This window comes from Roseibium salinum (assembly GCF_026240905.1).
GTDB classification, from domain to species: Bacteria; Pseudomonadota; Alphaproteobacteria; order Rhizobiales; family Stappiaceae; genus Roseibium; species Roseibium salinum.
Genome location: NZ_JAPEVI010000003.1, coordinates 2,613,703 through 2,636,749, shown reverse-complemented (window position 1 = coordinate 2,636,749; position 23,047 = coordinate 2,613,703). Strand labels below are relative to the sequence as shown.

Below are 23,047 nucleotides of genomic sequence, written 5' to 3'. Positions count from 1 at the left end.
GCGGCCAGTGCTCCTTCTGATCGATAGGGTCGCAACTGCACTCAATCGCATTGCAGGTGGTTTGGCCGCCATCATCCTGGTCTACATCTTTCTTCACATCATCATGGAGATCGTGCTGCGAAGCTTCTTTAGCAGTTCGACCTTCGTGCTGGACGAATTCGTGGGCTACGCGGTTGCGGCGATGACATTCCTGTCGTTGGGCTATGCGCTGAACTCAGGCAGCTTGATCCGTGTCGATCTTGTGGTCGGGCGCCTCTCAGGCCGTCCGCGCCGCTGGACCGAACTCTTCTGCCTCGCGTCCAGCATCGGGATTGCCGGCTACTGCGCCTGGTGGGTCGGCCGGGACGCGCTTCGGAACTGGACTCGGGGCTCCGTCAGCGAGAGCATCGCCGAAGTGCCGCTATGGCTGCCGGTGGGTGCGGTTTGGCTAGGACTGATTTTGCTGATGGTTCAGCTCCTTGCCTGTTTTCTACGCGTCGCAATGGGCGGCGAGCCGATTCAATCCAACGGGGCGGAATAGCTTATGGACGCATTGATTGCCGGTTTCACCGTCCTGGTACTGATCCTGCTGTTTCTAGGCAGCGGCGTTTGGGTGTTCATCGGTCTGCTTCTGGTCTCGACCACAGGGCTTGCCCTGGTTCTCGACTTCCCGCCCGACCGGATCGGAGTAATCCTGAGCAAGATCCTGTTTCGAAGTGCCAGCTCTTGGGAACTGGCGGCAATCCCGTTGTTCATCTGGATGGGAGAGATCATCTTTCGCACCAACCTATCGGCACGGCTGTTCGAGGGGCTTGCGCCCTTTGTGAGGCGTATGCCGGGAGGTCTCATCCACACCAATGTGGCGGGCTCGACCCTATTCGCGGCTGTGTCCGGGTCGTCGGCCGCAACCACCGCGACCGTGGGCAAGATCACCACCGTCGAGCTGAAGCGGCGCGGCTATGACGAAGCTCTCTCTCTCGGCTCGTTGGCCGGGGCCGGGAGTTTGGGTCTGCTTATTCCGCCGTCGATCGTGATGATTATCTACGGTGTGCTGGCCGAAGTCTCGATCACGCGTCTGTTTGCCGCCGGTATCCTGCCGGGACTTCTGGTTGCGGGCCTGTATTCAGCTTACATTATGGTCCGCTGCGCGACGAAGCCAGGTCTGGAGCCCCAGAACGAAGATGTGACAGTATCCAAGGCGAGGGCTCTGCTCGATCTACTGCCAGTCCTCTTCCTTGTGGGGCTTGTGCTCGGGGCTATTTACTCGGGGCTCGCCACGCCATCGGAGGCGGCGGCTGTCGGCGTGCTGGGAACTCTGATGGTTGCGACTCTGCTCCGGCAGATGTCCTTGCTGCTGTTGCGCGACAGTCTGATGGGGGCGGTGCGCGCTTCGGCCATGGTCTGTTCAATCCTGGTGGCCGCGGCGTTTCTTTCAACTGCAATGGGCTACATGCACGTACCGCAGGACGTCGCGTCGTTGATCGCGGCCACGGATATCGGTCCATATGGTCTGATCGCCCTGCTGGCGTTGTTCTACATTGTCCTCGGACTTTTTCTGGACGGCATCTCGATTGTCGTGATGAGTCTGCCGATCACTCTTCCGCCGATTATCGCCATGGGATTTGATCCAATATGGTTCGGTGTCTTTCTGGTCCTGATGGTTGAGCTGGGCCAGATGACGCCGCCTGTCGGCTTCAATCTCTTCGTAATCCAGGGACTGACCGGCGTGCCGATCGGACGAGTGGCGCGCGCCGCGTTCCCGTTCTTTCTGTTGATGGCTTTCGGCGTTGCGGTGATCACTATCTGGCCGCAGATTGTGCTGTGGCTGCCTTCTGCGTTGTTCGACTGACACCTTGAAAACGTGGCCCAAACGGTCGTAAGCGGTGTGAACTGATGCCGCTTGCCAGCTTCGTCGTCACCAACCTTGCCGGCGGCAGGGCCAAGTTATCTCTTTTCGCTCTCTTCGTGAAATCAGGGACCGGGTCTTTTGGCGGCGTCGCCTTTCCCAACTCCTCAACGCGCAAATTGTTTCAGGACGTAGCCGTAGAAATCGGCCTCTTCGGCGAGGTTCATGACCACGTCCACCTCGCGCGCCGTTTCATCTGCCAGCATCGCACCTTCCATGTCGCCCATCGTGGCCACGCGCAGGCGCATCTTCTTCGGCGGCGCGAAGAATTCTGGATGGGACAGGTCACACCTCGATCCGCTCGGGGGCGAAAGCCAGGATCATGATTTCAATTTCGCAATTCCATGTGGTGGTCCAGGTTTGGCCATTGCCATCCGCGAGACTTTCGCCTCGGGCTCCGATCAGAGATACTCGAGCCGTTACGACTACAGCGAGGGACGTCAGCATGTGGCCAGATCGACGGATTCAGGACCTGTTCGGCATCGAGTTGCCCATCATCCAGGCGCCGATGGCAGGTGCCGGGCTCGCGGAGCTCGCCATCGCGGTCTCGGAGGCGGGCGGACTCGGCTCGCTGCCCTGCGCGCTGCTCGACCCGGACCAGGTGCGCAGCCAGTTCGGCATCATCCGCCAGCAGACGGCTCGCCCGATCAACGTGAACTTCTTCTGTCACCGTTCGCCCGAGCCCGATGCAGAGCAGGAGGCTGCTTGGCGGCGCCGGCTCGCGCCCTATTACCGAGAGCTCGATCTCGATCCCGACGTGCCGGTTCAAGCATCGAATCGCTCACCGTTCGATGACGAATTCTGCCTACTTGTCGAGGATCTCCGTCCGGAGGTGGTCAGCTTCCATTTTGGGTTGCCCGAGCGGCGGCTCCTGGATCGTGTCCTCGCGACGGGCGCCAACGTGCTTTCCTCGGCCACCACGGTAGACGAAGCGCGCTGGCTCGAAGCGGAGGGATGCCACGCGATCATCGCGCAGGGCAGTGAGGCCGGCGGCCACCGCGGCATGTTCCGCACCGGGGACGTCGCGACACAGATCGGGACGTTCTCGCTCGTGCCCCAGGTGGCTGACGCGGTTGGTGTACCGGTGATCGCCGCCGGTGGTATCGCCGACGGGCGCGGCATTGCTGCCGCATTCTCTCTGGGCGCCTCGGCGGTGCAGATCGGGACCGCCTACCTGTTCAGTCCCGAGGCAACGATTGCCGAACCGCACCGCCAGGCGCTGACGACGGCAGCTGCCCATGAGACCGCCCTAACCAATGTCTTCACCGGGCGTCCTGCACGCAGCATCCTCAACCGACTGGTGCGCGAGGTCGGGCCAATCTCGTCCACCGCGCCGGCGTTTCCCCTTGCCGGCGGTGCCCTGGCGCCTCTGCGGGCGGCCTCCGAGCCGAGCGGTTCAGGCGAGTTCATGTCGCTCTGGTCCGGTCAGTCAGCCCGGCTCTGTCGGCCGATGGCCGCAGGCGAACTGACACGGCGGCTGGCCGACGAGGCACTCGATCGGCTCCAGTCATCGCGCGCGGGCTGATGTCCGCGGCCGACCGTCGGCCGCAGCCATGCGACCGCTTCGCGCCACGATGTCGGTCGTTCGCTGCTTTACGTTCAGATTCCGTAAGCTGACCTTCGTTGCAGCTTGAGCAAATGTCTTAGGAGAGCGGGAAGCGGACGTTTGCTGCGGGTGCGAGCAGAATATGTCAGGCCCGCATAAGCGGTCATTGGCAACTGATGTGCTCCGACCAATCAGTTCTGGCTGCATGTTAGTGCATCGTCAGCCTCTGGTCTTTTGGGACGTTACTTTTGGAGGGGGCAGAACATCGTGCTAGGAAACAAGAGCTTCAATTGTAAAGTCTACCAAAACGTGTGGAGCGGTGATGCGTAAGACAAAGATTGATGAGATTAGCCTTGGCGCAAATGATTTGGTCACAACGGCAACTGAATTGCTTGAGTTCTTTAACAGCTCTGGAGAGGATGGGTCGCCCAATTTCAACGTCTCCAAAGCGATTCATGGGACAGACATCTCATACGCTGATTGTGTGAGCCGTATTGCGTCCATAGCCGAGATTGCGGACAAATTTGGAAACTCTAAACACTTCTTGATGGTCCCAGCCAATAGAATAACTCAACTAAAGCAGAGAATTGACGAAACCCAGAAACACCTAGACACATTAGGAAACCAGTTCCGACAGATACTAAAAGGTGGAGGCGGGTTGCAGCTATTTAATTATGACAACTTTCACCTTCAAACGACCAACGGAGAGAACCACGACTTCAGAAGTCACTTCAAAAACTTCAGTGACAGCACAGAAACACTACTGGATGCGTTTTATTTGGTTTTGACTGTCCTTTAGGCCAACTCGTTCCACTTACAGTTTTCAAGCGGCTGCAAATGCCCTGTCATCCCTGATCGAGTCGTCCAGCGAACAAATCCACAACCTACGTGAAGAAAACAAGGCATTAAGGCAGGCAGTTGCAGAGGCCACAAATCAGGTCTCAGCCGCAGAAGCCCAAGCAAAAAAGGCCAAGGAAGCCGCTGAGGAAACAAGCCGCACAAGGGATGAGGGTGCTAAGGACCGGAAGACCATAGGCGAGTATCTCGCTGACGCCACCGAAAAGAAAACCGCCATTGAGACTGCTCACACCGAAGCATCTTCACTAGAAGATGAGGTGGAAGAGTATAGGGAGAAATTCAAATCATTCGACCGACAGCTCGAAAGCCGGAATAACGACTTTGCGCAGGGAAAAGAGAAACAGGAAAAACTGTTTGCGAACTTTGAAGAGAAAAAGCAATCGGTGGAAAGCCTAATCGAGCAAATTGAGGGACTACTACCGGGCGCGACAAGCGCTGGCCTCGCCACAGCGTACAACAAAAGAAGGGTCCAAGCCGAACGTAGCGCTAAACTTTACTCGTGGACATTTTTTATTGGAATCGTTGTACTCGCGATTTCAGCGGCAGCAACAGTTACGCAGACGTTAAGCCTTTGGCCCTTCTCCTGGGAGTTCATTCGGATCGAAAGCGCCAAAGAGTACCTGGACAAAATCTTGTTTAAGCTGCCTCTCGTGATACCTGTTTTGTGGGCAACCTTGACAGTTTCGAAACGCCGCAGCGAAATGCAGCGTTTGGCAGAGGAGTATGCGCATAAAGAAGCTCTGGCTCAGTCTTACGAAGGATTCAAACAGCAAATTGTTGATTTGGGCAAAGACGATGACGCGCTACTTCAAACCTCCTTGAAGTGGTACTAAAAGCGATTTCAATCAATGCTGCCAAAACCCTAGATGGTAAGCATGGGGAAAAAATGCCAGTTCAAGAAGTAATCGAAGAAGCAATCAAGAAGTCACATAGAGGTTAGCCCACCCGCTCAAGTGATGCACCCGCAGTGAACGACAGGTTCGGTGGGCCGTACTGCAACAAAGGCCGTGGTGGGCCAACGACCGCTCCGGGCCGAAAGCGTCGACCAAGCACCCGAGAAGTCCAGGATTGGCACGCCGTGCCGCCGCAAGTCCGCTTCGCGCCCGGATTACCGTTTAGGGTTTGCTCAGATGCCATGCATTGTAGAGGCCTATTCCAAGAGCCAGCACAGCGAGTAAGAGCCATACGACCCCTGATTGCTCTAAATATACGACACTCGCATCATCGTCGAAGCACCGGCCTAGTTCATTGAAACAATTGCGCCATTTGAAATACTCGACGTAGTAAATGTACCCGAAAGCGAATGCGAGCCCGAGAGAAACCAAGGAAGATATCTTTCTAATCATCTACTAGCCCCTTAAATCACTGCCGAAAGCTTAGTGCTTCGGCAGTCAACTTCAACGACCGCTTCGTCCGCATTGCCGGCATCTGGCGGCCAACCGTCTTCGCAGATGCAATGAATGACGGCTTCGGCGTACTGCGCCGCAGCAGCGTATCAGCGAGTGAATGTCCGCTCAGGGCCGAGAGTCGCCGCAATCGGTGTAGGTCAATGTCCGCTTTGCCGGCTGGCATTCGGAAACTTGCCTATCCGTATGCGGCTCCGAACATGTCATTTGGCACGCGGGGAAATTTCACATTTCTTTGCACCTTTGGTGCCGGCCCGTACGATATTCATACCATGAAAATGCACTACACCGCTCCGGTGTTCATGAGTTATGCCATTGTAATGATTGAAATTTTTCAGAATTTCCAATCCGCCCGTCTGTACCATCCCACCAAGGGTCCATTCTCACATGGTTTAGCGCCGATAGTGCCAGGTGGCAGTGCCGGACCATCTAGTCGAGGTCGGTCTGGATCCAACGCGGCGAATGGTGGACGTCTATCGTCTGTAGGCGCCCCGGTCCCAGATTCTCGAACCGGTGCGGGATGCCGGCCGGGCCAAACACAACCTGACCGGCAACCGCGTCGAGAACTTTGTCTCCGACGAAAAAGCGGGCCCGACCCTCGGTCACGATAAACACCTCGTCGTAGGGATGCACGTGAAGACGTGGGCCTTCGCCAGGACGGTCGGTGCCGTAAGCGAGCACGGTCACCGGTGCTCCGAGCGCGTCACCCGGCAAAGAGCCGCGCCAGGGTCCTTCAGCACCCGGATCGAAAAGGGTTGCCTGTGCAGGCGCTCTTTCGCTTGGCCTGACCGAATTGATGTCGAAATCATTGCGCGTCATGTCATCTCTCGCGAATGGTTCATCTTTGTATCTCGCAATTCAGCATGAAACCCGCCGGCGTATCCAGGGGGCAACTCGAATAGCCCTGCATCGGGTTGCAATCTCTGGATATCTGGTCCGCAGTCCCGCCACGGCATCGGCCTTGTTGGTGCCGGCAAATTCCGAAGGGCAGACGGCAGCTTCGATCCCGGTGACGGGCCCAGTCCGACTGGAGCCAGACTGGGACAGAACGCGCCCAAGCTTCAAAACCAGGTAAAGCCTGAGAGATCAAGTACCTAAAAAAAACGTCACCACGCCGACCAGGGTAGGCAATCTTGAGCTGGCGGCTGGTCGAAGGGCAAGGATCAGCCGCTGCTTATTGCCTCTCAACACCGTATGAGTCCGATTGAGCGTCCGTTGGGATGCACCCCGGGGTCAGGCAGAAGCTTTTTCCCGGCCGATGACGCGCGGGTGGATCCGCTTTGCCGAAGGCATAATACGCAACGCTCCATGATCGGGAGACTTTATGCAGGCCGGATCCGTTGCAGCGGCGTCTCCGGTCATGGCGAAAGCCTGGCAGCGGCAGCCGCCGAAGTCGACATCCTTGCGGTCGCAGGACCGGCAGGGCTCGGGCATCCAGTCATATCCACGGTAGCGGTTGAAGGCTTCGGCCTGTTCCCAGATCTCCCTTAGCGGCCTCTCCGTCACCTTGTCGAATGTCAGCGAGGTGATCGATTGGGCTGCATGGCAGGGCAGGACATGGCCGTCCGGCGTGATCACGAAGGCGTCCTTGCCCCAGCCGCCCATGCAGGGTTTCGGATAATCCGCGTAATAGTCGGGCGTGACGAAGTCGATATTGAGAATACCGGTCAGCTCCTGCCGGGTCTTTTCCACGTACTCCACCTGCCGCATCACCGCGTCATAATTCGGCAGGAGCGCCGTACGGTTGAGATAGGCCCAGCCGTAATACTGCACATTGGCAATCTCCAGCCGCTCGGCGCCGATTTCCAGGGCCAGCGCCACGAAGTCGGGCACCTCGCTTATGTTCAGCTTGTGGATCGGTGCGTTGACCGTGAGCGGCAGTCCGAGGTCGCGCACCCAGCCGGCCGCCTGAAGCTTTTTCTCGTGTGCGTTGCGGTAACGGCCGATCAGTTCCGTCGTTTCCGGTTTCGCGCCCTGAAAGCTGATCTGGACATGGTCGAGCCCCGCCTCGCAGAAGGCCTCCAGACGTTCGCGGGTCAGGGTCACGGCAGCGGTGATCAGATTGGTGTAGACGCCGCGCCGGGAGAGGCAGGCGATAATCTCGTCCAGGTCCCTGCGCAGGGTCGGTTCGCCGCCGGACAGATGAACCTGAAGAATGCCGAGGTCCGCCGCCTGCTCGAACGTGTGGATCCAGGTCGCGGTATCCAGTTCGCGGTCCGCCTTGAGCAGCTCGACCGGATTGGAACAGTAGCCGCATTGCAGCGGGCAGCGATGCGTCAGCTCTGCCAGAACGCCGAGCGGGGGACCGACGGACACCTTCATGCGGCCGCCTCCCTCTGCTGGTCGCGGCACCGGATCAGCAGCCGGTCGCACCATTCCTGAAGGAAGGCGAGGACATCAGGGGTGATCTGCTCCGGCGGGGCGTCGTAGTCCTCCGCCAGGGCAGCCACGATGTCCGACACGGTGGCGTGACCCGTACAGCGCTGCAGGATATCGGTGCTGATTTCGTCCGGCCAGAGAACCTTTTCCGGCGCAAGCACGGCCCACTGGCCGCGCAGATCGTCAAAGGTCAGCCGCACGTGACGGGCGAGGGCCGGCCGGCTCGTCTCCGTGACGAGATGACGGGCGCGCGCGCTCATCGGCCTGTCTCTGCTAAGGGCGGGCGGAACGCGCCCGGCGGGATGAAACCCGGTTGCACATAGGCGTAATAAAGCGCATCCAGCATGGCCCATAGAATGTCGCATTTGGACAGCAGCGCATCGACCGCGTCGGCCTGCTTGTCGGGCGTATCGGCCCATTCGCTCACCAGGGCGAGGGCGTGCTCCGCGTCCCGCGGGGCCTGATGCAGGCGCGGCCTGAAATAGGCGAGCGTGTCCTCGGTGATATAGTCGTAGCGCGCCAGCATGGCAGGCACCCGCTCGCCGATGGCGACCGGCGAGAACAGCTCGGTGAGCGATGAGGCAACGGCCACCAGCATCGAACCGGAAGAAACGAGATCGATATAGGTGCCGACCGCGTAGCGGGTCGCCGGCAGGGCGTGGCGGCGTGTCCGGACCATGCCGGTGTCGAGGCCCAATCCTTCGGCAAGTTTCAGCCAGCGTTTGACGCCGCCTTCGTTTTCGTCGCCTTCATCGCCGTCGTGGTCGATGATGCGCTTTCTCCACTCCCGGCGGAACGCCGCGTCCTCGGAGCGGGACAGGATGATCGCGTCCTTCTTAGGAATGGTGGCCTGGTAGCAGTAGCGGTTAAGCGCCCAGGCCTGCATCTGGGCCCTGGTCAGGTCGCCGGCATTCATCAGCTTATGGAACGGATGATGGATATGGTACCGGTCGAAGCCGGCCTCCCGCAGGGCTGCTTCCAGTTCCGCCGGGCTCAGCAGTCTGCCGGCGCGCCGGATGTCATCGGCGCGGGTCGGGGCGACACCGCTTTGCACCCCTGCCTCCGGTGCGGTCTCGGCCACTCGTGCCGTCGCGACGTCGGTCACAGCGTTATCTCCATTCCATCATATCCGATCTCCCAGCCGGCTTCGCGCACGGTCCTGGCGGCGCCGGAGCCTGGGTCGAGGATCGGATTGGTGTTGTTGATGTGAACATATATCCGCCGGCCGAGCTCGACCGGCCTCAGCGCTTCCAGAGAGCCGCCCGGACCGCTGATCGCCATGTGGCCCATGCGGGCGCCGGTCTTGCTGCCGACGCCGGTATCGGCCATCTCCGTGTCGTGGTAGACCGTGCCGTCGAACATCAGGCAGTCTCCACCGTCCATGCGCCGGCGGAGGGGGTCGTCGACGGCGGCGCAGCCGGGAATGTAGAACAGCGTCTTGCCGGTGCCGTTTGGGGCGGTTTGGCGAATGGCAATTCCGATCGTGTCGCCGGCGGCAGTGCCGAAGTTTTCCTCGCCTTCCGCCTCCAGAAACAGCGCCACCTTGCCGGGCACCGCAAACGTTTCGACCGTCAGGCCGATCGGCCCGGCCGGCCCTTCAAGCTCGGTGACGCCGGACAGGGGAAGTTCCCGCCGCTCGACCACTTCCGGGTTCAGCACCTGAAAGATGCTGTTCTCGGCAAGCGTCTTCAGAACGCGTGCGGTGGCATAGAGCAGGAAGGGTTCGCGTTCGCGCAAGGACAGCAGGCCGGCGATATGGTCCACATCCGCATTGGTCAGAACGACCGTCTTGATGGGCGTGTGCCTCAAAGGACCGCCGCTCCGGGGCTGCAAGTCCGGAGCAGCGGCAATCTGAGTGAGGATATCCGGGGAGGAATTGAAAATGGCCCAGTTTTCTCCATCCGCACTGGCTGCAATGCTTGATTGCGTGCGGGGGAGAAAGCCATGCCTTTTTCCCGCACGGCGCGGCTGAGAGGTGCGTTGCAGTTCCACTGTGGAAAGCCACCGCCAGCCGCCGAACCGAGAACCCTGATTTTCACCGGGTGTCTCCTCGCGTGCGGATGTCAGTTATTTCTTTCGTCCGCAGCTGCCGATTTCCGCAGGCATATAGCGGGTAACCTCAAATCCGGCTTCGACGGCGGTCATTGCGGGCTTCTTCCATGTTTTCATGTCGTGTCCTCCTCTGGTTGACATGCAGACGAATGCTAACATCCGCTCAGCCCTGCGTGAGTAGGCACCTTAGTATGAGTTTTGGTGTTGCCTCTGGAACCGGCTTCTTGCAGTGCCGCATGAAAAGAACCGCCGGCATATCAAGGGCAGGAATGCCTCGCACTCTCAAAAGGGTCGCTTCTTGCTTTGCACTGCAGCATTCCGCGGAGAAGAATTCCGCCGGACGCAGATCCCGCAGTGTCGGCTCCAGAAAACGGCCCACGGTGAAGCCTGCCGATGGCCGGTCACGGCCGGTTTCATGAACGAATGGAGAGGCTTAGGGGAAGTGGCTTGGCGCGCATCTTCCCGCTCCTTCGTCGCTTCAGCTTGTTGTCTTGCGGCCCTTCAATGTATGAATTGCTGCCACACGTCCTGATTTGCAGGAAAAAAAATCCGTGTAATTGTTATGTAGAGCGAGGTCGTTGCGAGGAAGAGGATGCGCGCCGGTCAGATGCGTTTCTCGTGCGTTCCATTCGTTCCCTGGTTCATAAAAGGAACCGTTCGGGGGATTGGGAGGAGGAATAGCCAATGTCGCGGACCAACACGTCCGGTCACCATCTTACCATCAGGTCTGCTCTCGTTATCGATGACCATCCCCTGTATTGCGATGCGTTGGCGATGACCATGGAAAGCATCTTCAACACCAAGAAAATACGTACCGCAACGTCTCTGGCGGACGCCCTCCAGAAGCTGCGCTCATCGTACTGTCCGGACCTGGTGATGCTCGATCTGAACCTGCCGGATGTCTCGGGGTTGAGCGGTTTCCTGAAAATCAAGAAGAAGATCCCAGACGTTCCAGTCATCGTGACGTCGGCGATCAATTCCGACAGCATCATTCACTCGGTCATCGAGGCGGGTGCCGCTGGTTTCATCCCCAAAGACATTGAACGCCAGGTGTTCAAGAACGCCATGAGGGACGTGGCGGAGGGAAAGATCTATTTCCCGCCGGGATACAGCAGGGCCTCGCACGTGAGGCCGCCGGAAGCCCAGTCTGTGGAAGAAGTCTCGCGGAAAATCGCCAGCCTGTCACATCAGCAGAACCGGATTCTCGGACTGATTTGCGAAGGCAAGCAGAACAAGATGATCGCGTATGAGATGCAACTGGCGGAAGCGACGGTCAAGGCGCATATAACTGCACTCTTGCGCCGTCTGGGTGTGCGCAGCCGTACCCAGGCCGCGCTGATGGTGCGTGAAGTCTCGATCCGGCACAGCCTGCAATGAAACCAGGGTGACGGTCGCTCGTACCATTCCTCATCGCCTGTGATCCGCCGGGTGCATCGTCGTCAATGATTATTAATAGCAAATACTTCGGGCGGGTAATGACGCGATGATCTGGGAAAATAGTCTCGACCGGAAGCCTGCGGAGACGGTGCGAGATCGCCGCCTCCTATTCGACCGACGCGGCCGAGGCACTGACCGACATCGCGCGTCAGCTGGACGGTGCGCGCGCGAGCTTCATTCTCCTGTTCGTGCCGAGCACGCTGGATCTGGACGGTCTGGCCGCCGCGATGCCGCAGGCTTTGCCCGGGGCCGTCGTTTACGGCTGCACCACGGCAGGGCAGATAACCTCGCGTGGCTACGAGAGTGAAACCCTTTTGGCGCTGGCATTCCCGCGCGAGCATTTCCGCGTCGCCTCGAAACTGTTTTCGCCCGTCGCGCCCGTGTCGATTGCCGAGGTGGTGTCGCAGACCGAGACGATGGTGGAGCGGTTTCGCATCACCCCCGGCCGCAAGCGGCTGGCGCTGATGTTCTCGGACGGATTGTCCAAACAGGAAGATCTTATAGCGGCAGCCCTGGAAGCCGGGTTGAGGGATATTCCTGTCTTCGGCGGATCCGCCGGTGACGGACTGGCCTTTGAACGGACCTTCGTCCTGCACGGCGGTAAATTCCACACCAATGCGGCGCTGCTGCTGCTGATCGAAACCAACCTTACCTACAAGGGCCTCGGCTTCGACCATTTCCAGCCGACGGACAAACGCATGGTGGTTACCCGGGCCGTCCCGGAGGAGCGGCTGGTGCTGGAGATCAACGGCTCGCCGGCGGCCAGCGAATATGCCCGCCTTGTCGGTGTGCCGCTTGACAGCCTCTCTCCGATCGTCTTTGCCGAAAACCCGGTCCTTGTGCACAACCGCAACATTTACCATGTGCGCGCCATTCAGCAGATCCACGGCGAAAGCGGGCTGACATTCCTGTCGGCAATCGACGACGGCCTGTTGCTGACGCTCGGCAGCGGCAAAGAGATCATCAGGACACTCGACCACAGTCTGACGGTTCAGGATGACCGGGGGGACGAGCCCGACTTCATCCTGGGCTTTGACTGTTACCTGAGGAAACTCGAAATCGAGCACAAGGGCCTCTGCGACGAAGCCTCGCGGCATTTTCGCAAGCACCGGGTCGTCGGCTTCAACACATATGGCGAACAGCATCTGGGCGTGCATGTGAACCAGACATTTGTGGGCGTGGCATTTTTCCCGCCCCGGGGTGAAATGTTGCCATGATCGATCCAAACGATCCGCTTGATCTGCAGGTCGTCAAGCAATCCAAGATCATCGACGCCCTGATCGACCGCATCGAGCGCAGCCATAAGGTCGACGGGACCGCCTATTCCCTCTTCCAGTCGGCGATCGCCCTGCAGGCAGAGGTCTGGGAGAAGACGCGCGACCTTGAAGAAGCCCTTGACACGCTCGGGCGCGCCTCCGGCGAACTGGAAACCGCCTATAAGGTCCAGGAGCGGGTTCAGAAGAACCTTGCAGACGTCATGGTGGCGATGGAAGGCGGATTTGCGCTGTTTTCGGAAGAACGGCTGCAGGTCTGCAACTCGCTGTTCAAGCAGTTGCTTCCGGATGTCGAGCCGCTGATCCAGCCCGGCCTCGGGTTCGACGACTTTCTTGCTGCCGTCAGTGCCAGCAAATATGTGATCAGCCAGGGCAATGGCAGATGGCACAGCCCGCCGGATCGGCCGGGCACGCGGCGGTTCTCCTCGTTCATCATCGCGTTGAGGGGAGACCGCTGGTACCAGTTGTCCCACCGGCAAACAAGCTCGGACAACATTGCCGTATTGTTGACCGAGGTCACGCAAATCGTGCGTGAAAACCGCCGTGAGAAAAAGCGTCTCATCGAGGATCAGGCGCATTTTCTGCAGGCGGCGTTCGATCACCTGTCGCTCGGCATCTGCACGTTCTCGTCCGAAGGTGAACTGCTGGTGCGCAACGAGCGGTTCGGCGAGTTGCTCGGCGTCCCGCTGCCGCTTCTGAAGAAGGGCGTCGGGATGCAGCGGATCGTCGAGTATGTCGAGCGCCACGAGATCCTGGACCGCAGGGGACGGCGGTCGACCTATCCCGGCTGGTTCAAGGCAATCCTGCGCGGAAATACCGTGCAGGAGAGGGTACGGCGCCAGGACGGCGTGCGGCTCGATCTTCAAACCCACTCCCTTCCCGATGACTGCTTCCTGGTGACCTTGCGGGATGTGACGGCAGAAACCGAGGTCGCAGAGATGCTGGAGCAGCGCGTGCGCGAGCGCACTGCCGAGCTGACGGAAGCGAACAGGATGCTGCAGATCCAATCGGCCGAGCAATTCAAGACCGAGGACGCCCTCCGCCAGGCCAAGGAAGCCGCCGAGGCGGCACATGCTTCGAAGACCCGTTTCCTGGCAGCCGCCAGTCATGATCTGCTGCAACCGATCAACGCGGCCAAGCTTTACATCTCGACCCTCGGCGAGATCGTCGATCAGGGCCAGGCGAAGGAAACCGTCGAGCGACTCGGCCGGTCCTTTTCGTCGATCGAGACCCTCCTGCATGCGCTGCTCGATATTTCGCGGCTGGACAGTTCGGGCGTGGAATTCAACATCACGTCCTTCTGCATGGAGGAGCCGTTGCGTGCTCTGGAGGAAGACTTGTCTACCCTGGCGGCCCAGAAGGGCATCGAGCTGAAATTCGTGCCGTCGAGCCGCTGGGTGTCGTCGGACCGGCGCTATCTGATGCGGTGCATCGGCAATCTTGCGGTCAATGCCATCCAGTATACCGAGACGGGCCGCGTGCTTGTCGGTTGCCGGCTGAAGGGCACCAGGCTTTCGGTGGAGGTCTGGGACACTGGCATCGGTATCTCCGAGGCGGACCAGAAGCGGATCTTTGACGAATTCACACGGGTGCGCGACACCCGGTCGGGCAGCGGCGTGGGCCTCGGCCTGTCCATCGTCGAACGCGCGTGCCGGCATCTCGGCCATGAGGTGCGGCTCATGTCCAAACCGGAGCGCGGGTCGATGTTTGCCATCGAGGTACCGCTGGTGACCTCGCCGGAAGGATCGGATCTGTGCCGCAAACCTGTGGCGGTGGACGCCTCGGCGCATCACGGGCCGCTCGATCTGATCGTCATGGTGATAGAGAACGATGCGGATGTGCTCCATGCGATGACGCAACGGCTGGACAGCTGGGGCGCCAGCGTGCTTGCGGCGACGTCCACTGAAACCGCGCTCGACCTCATGGCTGAAATCGGCACGCCGCCCGATATCATCCTCGCCGACTATCAGCTCGACGGGACTGACACGGGCGTCAGGGCCATCAGGGCACTGCGGGCTGCGGGTGGATCGCAGACGCCGGCGATCGTCATTTCCGCAAAGAATTCGAAGGCCCTGATGCGGCTCGGCCAGGAAGGAGCCTTCTCTGTGCTCAAGAAGCCGGTCAACCTGCCGAGACTTCGCGCGCTCATCGACTGGAAGACACGCCGCGAAATGACCTGACCTGAGACCAAGGTCGTAAGTGACAGGCAATCAGCGTCGATTAGGCTGAAGGATACCAAAGGAGCCTGACATGCGAGTTCTTGCTGCCATTTTCGGCCTTGTCCTGTTATCCGCACCCATTCTGGCGGCAGAGACCTACGACACGTTTTTCCGCGACGGCTCCCTGGCCGGAATCGGCAAGGGCGAGACGCTGACCTACCAGACGCGGACGTCCGGTTGGTCCGCACCCAAGCCGGCCGCCGAAGCACAGGACCCACAGGAGGAAATGCTGTCCCTCGCCGTCTCGGGGGAGCAGGCGGTCCTCAAGCGCGAACGCGGTGGCGTGGAGCAGTCGATCGGAACGTTTCCGGCGTCCGTCGGCAATCCCATCGTCATGTATTTCATGGAAACGGCACTGCGCGACATGGCAAAACAGGCCGGCGGGAGCCCGTTCTACATTCGCAACCGGATCAAGGAAGCGCTGCTGGATAAGGCTGAAAGGGAATCGGTGACCGTGAGGTACGGGAAGGACGACATCACGGCGGAAAGGGCGACGATCCGGCCGTTCGTCACGGACGAGGCGCGGGGCGACATGGGCGGGTTCGCCGGTCTTGTTCTGGCTGTCACCGTTTCTGACGAGGTGCCGGGCGAATATCTGTCGCTGGTTGCCTCCGCGCCTGCAGCGGAGGGAACCGAAGCCGAAGGGTATCGCACCGCGATCACCCTGCAGGCGCCCGGGGGCGCAACGCAATGATGCGCGGTTTGTCATTCGCGGCGGCCATCGGCCTTGTCAGCACGCTGGCTGCCGGCTCGGCGATCGCGCAGGATGCGGGTGTCCGGGCCATGGCCGACAGGCTGAACGATTACCCCACCGCAGCGCGGGCGGATTATGTATTCGGCTGCATGGCGGCCAACGGGCAGGACCAGAAGAGCTTGCGGAACTGCTCCTGCTCGATCGACGTGATCGCATCGATCCTGCCTTACGAGAAATACGAGGAGGCGGAAACGGTGCTGTCGCTGCAACAGGCGAGCGGCGAGCGCATGTCGGCCTTCAAGACCATGAATATGGCGACCACGATCGTGGCCGACCTGCGCCGCGCGCAGGCCGAGGCGGAAATGCTCTGTTTTTGATGCGGGCATTGATGCCGCGCGGAGCATTCCTGATCCGGAACGCGGCCGGTCGTCAGGCCCGCGGCTCTTTCGGCAGGACGGTGTCGAAGACATTGCCCTCGGTATCGACGGCATGCACACGGAAGTCCGGTGAGCCGTTGTCGGTATACTCGAAGCGGAAGGCCGGGTTCTCGGAAATCGAAATGCCGCCTTCGAGCGCGAAGAGAAGTTCGTCGCCCTGGTAGACTTTCAGTTCGTTGATGAAATGGGCGCTGATGAACAGGTGGGTGATCTGATCGCGCTGCAGCCCCGAATAGTTCGGATGGCGGATCATGATCTGCGCCTCATAGCGCTGGTTCGACTGGACGGGCGCATCGCCGAACAGCCTGGCGCGCGTTTCTCCCATGCCGGCCACGGCCGCCTCCGGGTCCTTGGTGGCCGGGGCCGAGCAGCCCCCGGAGGCTTTGACAAAGCGCCCCGACATATAGGTTGCGTTCCCGGCCTCGGCGAGAACGCGGATGTTCGAATACTGGTTGACGCGCACTCTCGTTTCAAACTTCAAGGGATGCATTGCCGCACCGAAGCGGATTTCCGCGGCAAGCGGTGCCGGGTTCTCGTCGACCACCAGCTTGATCGCCTCGATCGGCGCGGCGGCCGGGTCGGTCTGTTCGATACCGATCGGCACTGTTGCCGCGTCGTGGGCACGATAAGGGGCGGTGACCGAGAAGACCGGTGTTCCGTCGGCGAGCGGAGCGTCGCCGGCAATGTCGCCGCGTAACGCGTTCCAGGTTTGGCTTTCCGTCAGCGGGTTGTCGGCAGCAGGCTCCCCGGCCACGGCGTTTCCGGCGGCAAGAAGCGGCAGGGCGATCGACAAGCGCGCCAGAAGCTGTTTCATGGGTTGGTCTCCAGGTGGATGCTTCACAGCTTGTGGTCCGATCCTCCGATCCTACCATGAAACACGTGAACCCAGAACACGGCCTTTCGGATGTGTGGCCGGGGCGGTGGGGATCCGGTACGCCTGTCTGATGTAAGGAGGCTGCGGTGTTCGAAGCGTTTGTGACCTTGTGCATGTTGGCCGGGGCGCCGGAAAACGGGGGCGGCGATCCTCCATGCCGCATGATGTTACTGCCCGGATATTCCGCTGAGAATCGCACCACATGCGAAGCTGCGGTTGAGGCGCGGCCACCGGCCTGGCTGTCGGTGGAGGGCACTGGCGAGATATCCTGCCAGGCCCGGCCGGGGTCGACCCTGTCGTTTTCCGAGATCGCGCCGGGTGTCTTTGTTCATCGGGGCGCAATCGCGGAACCTGATCCTGAAAATGGCGGAGACGCAGCCAATATCGGCTTCGTCATCGGCGAAAGAAGCATCGCGGCCATAGATGCCGGCGGTTCGCGGCGCGTCGGAGAAGAGCTCTACCTGGCAATTCGCGCCCGCAGTCCGTTGCCGGTTTCGCAGCTCATTCTCACCCATATGCACCCCGACCACGTGTTTGGTGCCGAAGTCTTGCGCGAGGCGGGCGCAGAGATTGTCGGCCATTCCGCGTTTCCGCGCGCCATATCGGAGAGGGCGAAGGATTATGAAGACAGGCTTGGCCAGTTGATTGGCCTGCCCGGCTTTATCGGCAGTCGCATCATCGGGCCGGACCGCACCGTTTCGGGACCGGAGACCATCGATCTTGGGGGGCGCGAACTCGTGATTGAGCCGAGGCCCACGGCCCATACGGCAACCGACCTGACGGTCCTCGACAAGGCTACCGGCACGCTGTTCCTGGGAGACCTGCTTTTCGACACTCACACGCCGACGCTCGACGGCTCCTTGCGCGGATGGATTGAGGTGATGAGCGCACTGAAAGATGATCCCGCGCAGCGTGTGGTTCCAGGTCACGGCGGACCGATGCTGCCGTGGCCCGAGGCGATCGCGCCTCAGATGCGCTATCTGGAAGTGCTTGCAGCCGATACCCGTGCGGCGCTTCACGACGGGCTCAGTCTTGGCGAGGCCACCGATGTCATCGGCCGGTCCGAAGCCGGCAAGTGGCAGTTGTTCGAGCTCTACAATCCGCGCAATGCCACGGCCGCATATACGGAGCTTGAATGGGAGTGAAGCCGGCCGCAGGCGGCGCCTGAGCGAAAATACTATTCGGGCGTGAATTCCATCAACATCCGGGCGATCGCATAGATGCGTTTTTCCAGCAGGACCGGCGTTTCGCAGACATAGGTGAGCGCACTGTTGCGATCCTTGTAGATACGCTCGTCCCAGTCGATCTGCTCCTCGAGCTTGTCGATCCGGTCATAGTCCGGCGAGCCGGCGGCAAGAAGCGTGTCCATTTCGGCGCGCTTGTCGTCGATCTTTGCAGACAGGGCGGCCTGGCTGCGGGCGTAATTGGCTATTCCACGCATTACGCGCTGGCGGTCGCCGGCCAGGTTGTCGAATACACGGCGAAAGACGCCGCCGACCAGTTGAGGTCCGGTTTCCGGATAGGTTGCAATGAAGGCCCGGATATGCTCCTCCGCCTCATCCAGGCCGACCCGGCGCAGCGACAGCGCTTCGGCCAGGTCGCGCGCTTCCTGCGGCAGCACCGTCTCTTCGACGGGATGAGGCCACATCAGCCCGATGGACAGGTTTTCCACCTTGCGCTGGATACAAGGCCAATCGGGATCGGAGAAATCCGCACTCTTGGCGGGAGTGGCCGCAAACAACAGCGAAAACACCAGATACGCGGCTTTTGTCATGGATCCTCCCCTTCGAACACCGCCGCAGTATAAGCGCTGATACCCGGCAGACCAAAGTTCGGATTTACACACTAAGGTCGCAATTGTCGGATGTCCGACGCCTCATATAATCGGCACACAAGTGCTTAGAAGGCGCCTTAAATACCGGATCCGGGAGGAGATTGACTATGCGCACACGCGCTGCTCTGGCTGTGAAGGCCGGACAACCCCTTGTTGTTGCCGAAGTGAACCTCGAAGGCCCCAAAGCATTCGAAGTCCTGGTGGAAATCAAGGCCACGGGTTTGTGCCATACGGACGAGTTCACCCGGTCCGGCGCGGATCCGGAGGGCATTTTTCCCGCCATTCTCGGCCATGAGGGCGCGGGTGTCGTTGTGGAAGTCGGTCCCGGTGTCACGTCGCTCAAACCCGGCGATCATGTCATCCCGCTCTACACCCCGGAGTGCCGGAGCTGCGAATACTGCCTGAACCCCAAGACCAACCTGTGCCAGGCGATCCGCTCGACACAGGGGCAGGGGCTGATGCCCGACGGAACATCCCGTTTCACGACGCTCGATGGCGATCCGATCTATCACTACATGGGGTGCTCGACCTTCTCCAACTACACGGTTCTGCCGGAAATCGCGCTGGCGAAGATCCGCCCCGACGCGCCGTTCGACAAGGTCTGCTACATCGGCTGCGGCGTGACCACCGGCATCGGCGCCGTCATCAACACCGCCAAGGTGGAAATCGGCTCGCGCGCGATCGTCTTCGGGCTCGGCGGGATCGGCCTCAACGTCATTCAGGGCCTGCGCCTTGCCGGCGCCGACCAGATCGTCGGCGTGGATCTCAACCCGGCGAAAAAGGAAATGGCCGAACGCTTCGGCATGACCGATTTCGTCAACCCGAGCGAGGTCGAAGGCGACCTGGTGCCGTATCTGGTCAACCTCACCAAGGGCGGCGCCGACTACACATTCGACGCGACGGGCAATGTGAACGTCATGCGCACGGCGCTGGAATCGGCTCACAAGGGGTGGGGCGAAAGCATCATCATCGGCGTCGCACCGGCGGGCGCTGAAATTTCCACCCGTCCGTTCCAGCTCGTCACGGGCCGCAGCTGGCGGGGTACGGCGTTCGGCGGCGCAAGGGGCCGCACGGACGTGCCGAGGATCGTGGACTGGTACATGGACGGCAAGATCGAGATCGATCCGATGATCACCCACACCATGCCGCTCGAAGACATCAACAAGGGCTTCGACCTGATGCATGCCGGTGAATCGATCCGTGCAGTGGTCGAGTATTGAGCGCGATGATGGAACTCGTATCGCAAAGCCAGTGTTTCGGCGGAGTGCAGGCGGTCTACAGTCACAGTTCCGAAACATGCCAGTGCAAGATGACATTCGGCCTTTTCCTGCCGCCGCAGGCCAAGGACCGCAAGGTGCCGCTGTTGTGGTTCCTGGCGGGACTGACCTGCACGCACGAGAATGCCATGACCAAGGCCGGCCTGCAGAACTATGCGGCCGAGCATGGGCTGGCACTGGTGTTTCCCGATACGTCGCCGCGCGGCGACGGGGTCCTCGATGACGAGGCGTATGACCTCGGACAGGGGGCCGGGTTCTACGTGAATGCAACGCGCGATCCGTGGGGCCGTCACTTCAGGATGTACGACTATATCGTCGAGGAACTGCCGGCGCTGCTGGTGGAGGCACTGCCGTTGAACGGCGTCTTCGGCATAACCGGCCATTCCATGGGCGGGCATGGCGCGCTGACGATTGCCTTTCGCAATCCCGACAAGTTCCGCTCGGTATCGGCCTTCGCGCCGATCGTCAATCCGACCCGTTCCGATTGGGGCCGCAAGCAGTTCTCCGCCTATCTCGGCGATGACGAGGCGGTTTGGGGAAACTACGACGCCTGCCTGCTCCTCGCCGAACACGGCTGGAAGGGAGAAATCCTGATCGACCAGGGCGCCGACGACCAGTTCCTGGATCTGTTGCGCCCGGAGGCAATCGCCGGGCAGATCGCCGGGGCCCGCCAGCCGGGAATCGTCCGGATGCAGCCTGGCTACGACCACAGCTACTACTTCATTGCCAGCTTCGGCGCTGATCATGTGCGCTGGCATGCGAAACGACTGAATGCGCTTTGAGCAAAGGAGATGCCCGGCACGACGATGACATTTGCCGGACTTCGCAAGGAACAGGAGCGCTCCGGCGTCGTCGCTTACCTGGCGACGTTTGAATAGCAAGGGCAGGAGATTGAAGCACCGCTTCGATCCCAAACACGGGAGACAGCACGGCTACAGGCAAGTGAATTTGCGCGGAACCGATCGCGGGAAGAGGAGGAGATTTTTCCGTGGCGCAGAGGGTCAGAACCCGGATCGGACACACCCAGATGGGAGGGAACGATGAAACGACTACTTTCAGATAAACGGATCCTCGTCTTATCGACGGCGCTCTTCGCCGCCAGCATGACGACTGCAAGTGCCAATGAGGAATTGCAGAAGCTGATAGACGATCCGAACCAATGGGCAATTCAGACCGGCGACTACGCGAACCAGCGTTATTCCGAACTTGACCAGATCACCAAGGACAACGTCGGCGATCTTCAGGTCGCATGGACCTTCTCGACAGGCGTTCTGCGCGGTCATGAAGGGTCGCCTCTGGTCGTCGGTGACGTGATGTATGTGCACACGCCGTTCCCGAACGTCGTCTATGCGCTCGATCTGAACGACGACGGCAAGGTGCTCTGGAAATACGAGCCGAAGCAGAACCCGGATGTCATTCCGGTCATGTGCTGCGATACCGTTTATCGCGGCGTTGCATATGGAGACGGCAAGATCTTCCTGCATCAGGCGGATACCACGCTGGTTGCGCTGGATGCCAAGACCGGTGAGGTTGTCTGGTCGGTCAAGAACGGCGACCCGTCGAAAGGCGAGACCAACACCGCAACGGTGATGCCCGTCAAGGACAAGGTGATGGTCGGCATTTCCGGGGGCGAATTCGGTGTTCGCGGCTCGATGACCGCCTACAACATGTCCGACGGTTCGGTCGCCTGGCGTGGCTATTCCATGGGTCCGGACAGCGATACGCTGATGGATCCGGAAAAAACCACCCATCTGGGCGAGCCTGTCGGCAAGGACAGCGGTACCGCGACCTGGGAAGGCGATCAGTGGAAGATCGGGGGCGGAACGACCTGGGGCTGGTTCTCCTACGATCCCGACCTGAACCTGATGTATTACGGAACAGGCAACCCGTCGACGTGGAACCCGGCTCAACGGCCCGGTGACAACCGGTGGTCGATGACCATCTTTGCCCGTGACGTCGATACCGGAATGGCAAAGTGGGTCTATCAGATGACGCCCCATGACGAATGGGACTACGACGGCGTCAACGAAATGATCCTGACCGATCAGGAGTTCGATGGCCAGGAGCGCAAGCTGTTGACCCACTTCGACCGGAACGGTCTGGGCTACACACTCGACCGCGAGTCCGGTGAACTCCTGGTTGCCGAGAAATACGATCCTGTCGTCAACTGGACGACCGGCGTCGACATGGACGAGACTTCGGACACTTACGGGCGTCCGGCTGTCGTGGCGGACTACTCCACCGAGCAGAATGGCGAGGATGTGAATTCCACCGGCATCTGCCCGTCGGCCCTCGGCACGAAGGACCAGCAGCCCGCGGCCTATTCGCCGAAGACGCAAACGTTTTACGTCCCGACGAACCACGTCTGCATGGACTATGAACCGTTCCGCGTCAGCTATACGGCCGGTCAGCCCTATGTCGGCGCAACGCTGTCGATGTATCCGGCTCCGGACAGCCACGGCGGCATGGGTAACTTCATTGCCTGGGACAACACCAAAGGCGAGATCAAGTGGTCGATCCCCGAGAAGTTCTCGGTCTGGTCGGGCGCTCTGGCAACAGCCGGCGATGTCGTCTTCTACGGCACGTTGGAAGGTTACCTGAAAGCGGTCGACGCAGAGACGGGTGATGAACTCTACAAGTTCAAGACGCCCTCAGGCATCATCGGCAACGTGATGACCTACTCTCACGGCGACAAGCAGTATGTCGCAGTGCTCTCGGGCGTTGGCGGCTGGGCCGGTATCGGTCTTGCAGCAGGGCTGACGAACCCCACCGAAGGCCTCGGCGCCGTGGGGGGCTATGCAGCGCTGTCCGACTATACCGCTCTGGGTGGTTCGTTGACGGTCTTTGCACTGCCGAACTGAGCTGAGCATGCCGG

At 60.4% G+C, this 23,047-nt stretch carries 23 protein-coding genes; 14 read left to right on the top strand and 9 right to left on the bottom strand.

Going from position 1 to position 23,047, the window contains the following annotated elements:
* Positions 1-7: 7 nt before the first annotated feature.
* Together ON753_RS16800 and ON753_RS16795 are read left to right on the top strand one after the other, a co-directional pair.
* Positions 8-520: a TRAP transporter small permease gene (locus tag ON753_RS16800; RefSeq protein ID WP_265963762.1), complete on the top strand. Its 513-nt coding sequence runs from the start codon at positions 8-10 to the stop codon at positions 518-520.
* A 3-nt stretch (positions 521-523) separates the two neighbouring features.
* A complete protein-coding gene (locus tag ON753_RS16795) occupies positions 524-1,828 on the top strand; it encodes a TRAP transporter large permease (RefSeq protein ID WP_265963761.1) in 1,305 nt (434 codons plus the stop codon).
* Positions 1,829-1,992: 164 nt separating this feature from the next.
* On the opposite strand, the gene ON753_RS16790 is transcribed toward ON753_RS16795, so the two are convergent.
* Positions 1,993-2,121, bottom strand: coding sequence for a hypothetical protein (locus ON753_RS16790; RefSeq protein ID WP_265963760.1), 129 nt, complete (start codon positions 2,119-2,121; stop codon positions 1,993-1,995).
* Positions 2,122-2,330: 209 nt separating this feature from the next.
* Between ON753_RS16790 and ON753_RS16785 the strand changes: the two genes are divergently transcribed.
* The 3 genes from ON753_RS16785 (at position 2,331) to ON753_RS16775 (ending at position 5,122) form a co-directional block, all read left to right on the top strand.
* Positions 2,331-3,410, top strand: a complete 1,080-nt coding sequence (locus ON753_RS16785; RefSeq protein WP_265963759.1) for an NAD(P)H-dependent flavin oxidoreductase — start codon at positions 2,331-2,333, stop codon at positions 3,408-3,410.
* Between the two features lie 343 nt (positions 3,411-3,753).
* Positions 3,754-4,230 carry a hypothetical protein gene (locus tag ON753_RS16780; protein WP_265963758.1) on the top strand — a complete coding sequence of 159 codons (477 nt, stop codon included), beginning with the start codon at positions 3,754-3,756 and terminating at the stop codon, positions 4,228-4,230.
* 316 nt (positions 4,231-4,546) lie between these two features.
* Positions 4,547-5,122 (top strand): hypothetical protein, encoded by a 576-nt coding sequence (locus tag ON753_RS16775; RefSeq protein ID WP_265963757.1) that lies wholly within the window; start codon positions 4,547-4,549, stop codon positions 5,120-5,122.
* A gap of 1,002 nt (positions 5,123-6,124) precedes the next feature.
* Here the strand turns inward: ON753_RS16775 and ON753_RS16770 are convergent.
* From ON753_RS16770 to pqqA, 6 genes are all read right to left on the bottom strand, one after another.
* Complete coding sequence (locus tag ON753_RS16770; RefSeq protein WP_265963756.1) at positions 6,125-6,514, bottom strand: cupin domain-containing protein; 390 nt, start codon at positions 6,512-6,514, stop codon at positions 6,125-6,127.
* 414 nt (positions 6,515-6,928) lie between these two features.
* Positions 6,929-8,017 carry a pyrroloquinoline quinone biosynthesis protein PqqE gene (pqqE, locus tag ON753_RS16765; protein ID WP_265963755.1) on the bottom strand — a complete coding sequence of 363 codons (1,089 nt, stop codon included), beginning with the start codon at positions 8,015-8,017 and terminating at the stop codon, positions 6,929-6,931.
* Complete coding sequence (gene pqqD, locus ON753_RS16760) at positions 8,014-8,334, bottom strand: pyrroloquinoline quinone biosynthesis peptide chaperone PqqD (protein ID WP_265963754.1); 321 nt, start codon at positions 8,332-8,334, stop codon at positions 8,014-8,016. Before pqqD ends, pqqE begins: the two co-directional genes overlap by 4 nt.
* Positions 8,331-9,179, bottom strand: coding sequence for a pyrroloquinoline-quinone synthase PqqC (pqqC, locus tag ON753_RS16755; RefSeq protein WP_265963753.1), 849 nt, complete (start codon positions 9,177-9,179; stop codon positions 8,331-8,333). The genes pqqD and pqqC overlap by 4 nt, the downstream gene beginning before the upstream one ends.
* Positions 9,176-10,066 (bottom strand): pyrroloquinoline quinone biosynthesis protein PqqB, encoded by an 891-nt coding sequence (gene pqqB, locus ON753_RS16750; protein ID WP_323054746.1) that lies wholly within the window; start codon positions 10,064-10,066, stop codon positions 9,176-9,178. Before pqqB ends, pqqC begins: the two co-directional genes overlap by 4 nt.
* Before the next feature lie 75 nt (positions 10,067-10,141).
* A complete protein-coding gene (gene pqqA / locus ON753_RS16745) occupies positions 10,142-10,243 on the bottom strand; it encodes a pyrroloquinoline quinone precursor peptide PqqA (RefSeq protein ID WP_265963752.1) in 102 nt (33 codons plus the stop codon).
* Positions 10,244-10,810: 567 nt separating this feature from the next.
* Here pqqA and ON753_RS16740 point away from each other — a divergent pair.
* The 5 genes from ON753_RS16740 to ON753_RS16720 all read left to right on the top strand — a co-directional run bounded on the left by ON753_RS16740 (position 10,811) and on the right by ON753_RS16720 (position 16,127).
* Positions 10,811-11,503: a response regulator gene (locus ON753_RS16740; protein WP_265963751.1), complete on the top strand. Its 693-nt coding sequence runs from the start codon at positions 10,811-10,813 to the stop codon at positions 11,501-11,503.
* Between the two features lie 248 nt (positions 11,504-11,751).
* A complete protein-coding gene (locus tag ON753_RS16735) occupies positions 11,752-12,780 on the top strand; it encodes an FIST N-terminal domain-containing protein (RefSeq protein ID WP_265963750.1) in 1,029 nt (342 codons plus the stop codon).
* A complete protein-coding gene (locus tag ON753_RS16730; protein ID WP_265963749.1) occupies positions 12,777-15,017 on the top strand; it encodes a hybrid sensor histidine kinase/response regulator in 2,241 nt (746 codons plus the stop codon). The genes ON753_RS16735 and ON753_RS16730 overlap by 4 nt, the downstream gene beginning before the upstream one ends.
* A 70-nt stretch (positions 15,018-15,087) precedes the next feature.
* The gene (locus tag ON753_RS16725) at positions 15,088-15,750 is read left to right on the top strand and encodes a hypothetical protein (protein ID WP_265963748.1); all 663 of its coding nucleotides are present in this window, start codon (positions 15,088-15,090) and stop codon (positions 15,748-15,750) included.
* A complete protein-coding gene (locus ON753_RS16720; protein WP_377047368.1) occupies positions 15,747-16,127 on the top strand; it encodes a hypothetical protein in 381 nt (126 codons plus the stop codon). Before ON753_RS16725 ends, ON753_RS16720 begins: the two co-directional genes overlap by 4 nt.
* 52 nt (positions 16,128-16,179) lie before the next feature.
* On the opposite strand, the gene ON753_RS16715 is transcribed toward ON753_RS16720, so the two are convergent.
* Positions 16,180-17,001, bottom strand: coding sequence for a quinoprotein dehydrogenase-associated SoxYZ-like carrier (locus ON753_RS16715; RefSeq protein WP_265963747.1), 822 nt, complete (start codon positions 16,999-17,001; stop codon positions 16,180-16,182).
* A 146-nt stretch (positions 17,002-17,147) separates the two neighbouring features.
* On the opposite strand from ON753_RS16715, the gene ON753_RS16710 reads away from it, so the two are divergent.
* The gene (locus ON753_RS16710; RefSeq protein WP_265963746.1) at positions 17,148-18,206 is read left to right on the top strand and encodes a quinoprotein relay system zinc metallohydrolase 2; all 1,059 of its coding nucleotides are present in this window, start codon (positions 17,148-17,150) and stop codon (positions 18,204-18,206) included.
* A gap of 32 nt (positions 18,207-18,238) precedes the next feature.
* On the opposite strand, the gene ON753_RS16705 is transcribed toward ON753_RS16710, so the two are convergent.
* Positions 18,239-18,835: a hypothetical protein gene (locus tag ON753_RS16705; RefSeq protein WP_265963745.1), complete on the bottom strand. Its 597-nt coding sequence runs from the start codon at positions 18,833-18,835 to the stop codon at positions 18,239-18,241.
* Positions 18,836-19,002: 167 nt separating this feature from the next.
* Here ON753_RS16705 and ON753_RS16700 point away from each other — a divergent pair, with 167 nt between their 5' ends.
* The 3 genes from ON753_RS16700 to xoxF5 all read left to right on the top strand — a co-directional run bounded on the left by ON753_RS16700 (position 19,003) and on the right by xoxF5 (position 23,033).
* Positions 19,003-20,115, top strand: coding sequence for an S-(hydroxymethyl)glutathione dehydrogenase/class III alcohol dehydrogenase (locus ON753_RS16700; protein WP_265963744.1), 1,113 nt, complete (start codon positions 19,003-19,005; stop codon positions 20,113-20,115).
* An 8-nt stretch (positions 20,116-20,123) separates the two neighbouring features.
* On the top strand, positions 20,124-20,954 hold the full coding sequence (gene fghA / locus ON753_RS16695) for an S-formylglutathione hydrolase (RefSeq protein WP_265963743.1): 831 nt from the start codon (positions 20,124-20,126) through the stop codon (positions 20,952-20,954).
* Positions 20,955-21,212: 258 nt separating this feature from the next.
* Entirely contained in the window at positions 21,213-23,033 is a 1,821-nt protein-coding gene (gene xoxF5 / locus ON753_RS16690) for a lanthanide-dependent methanol dehydrogenase XoxF5 (protein ID WP_265963742.1), read from the top strand.
* Positions 23,034-23,047 lie beyond the last annotated feature (14 nt).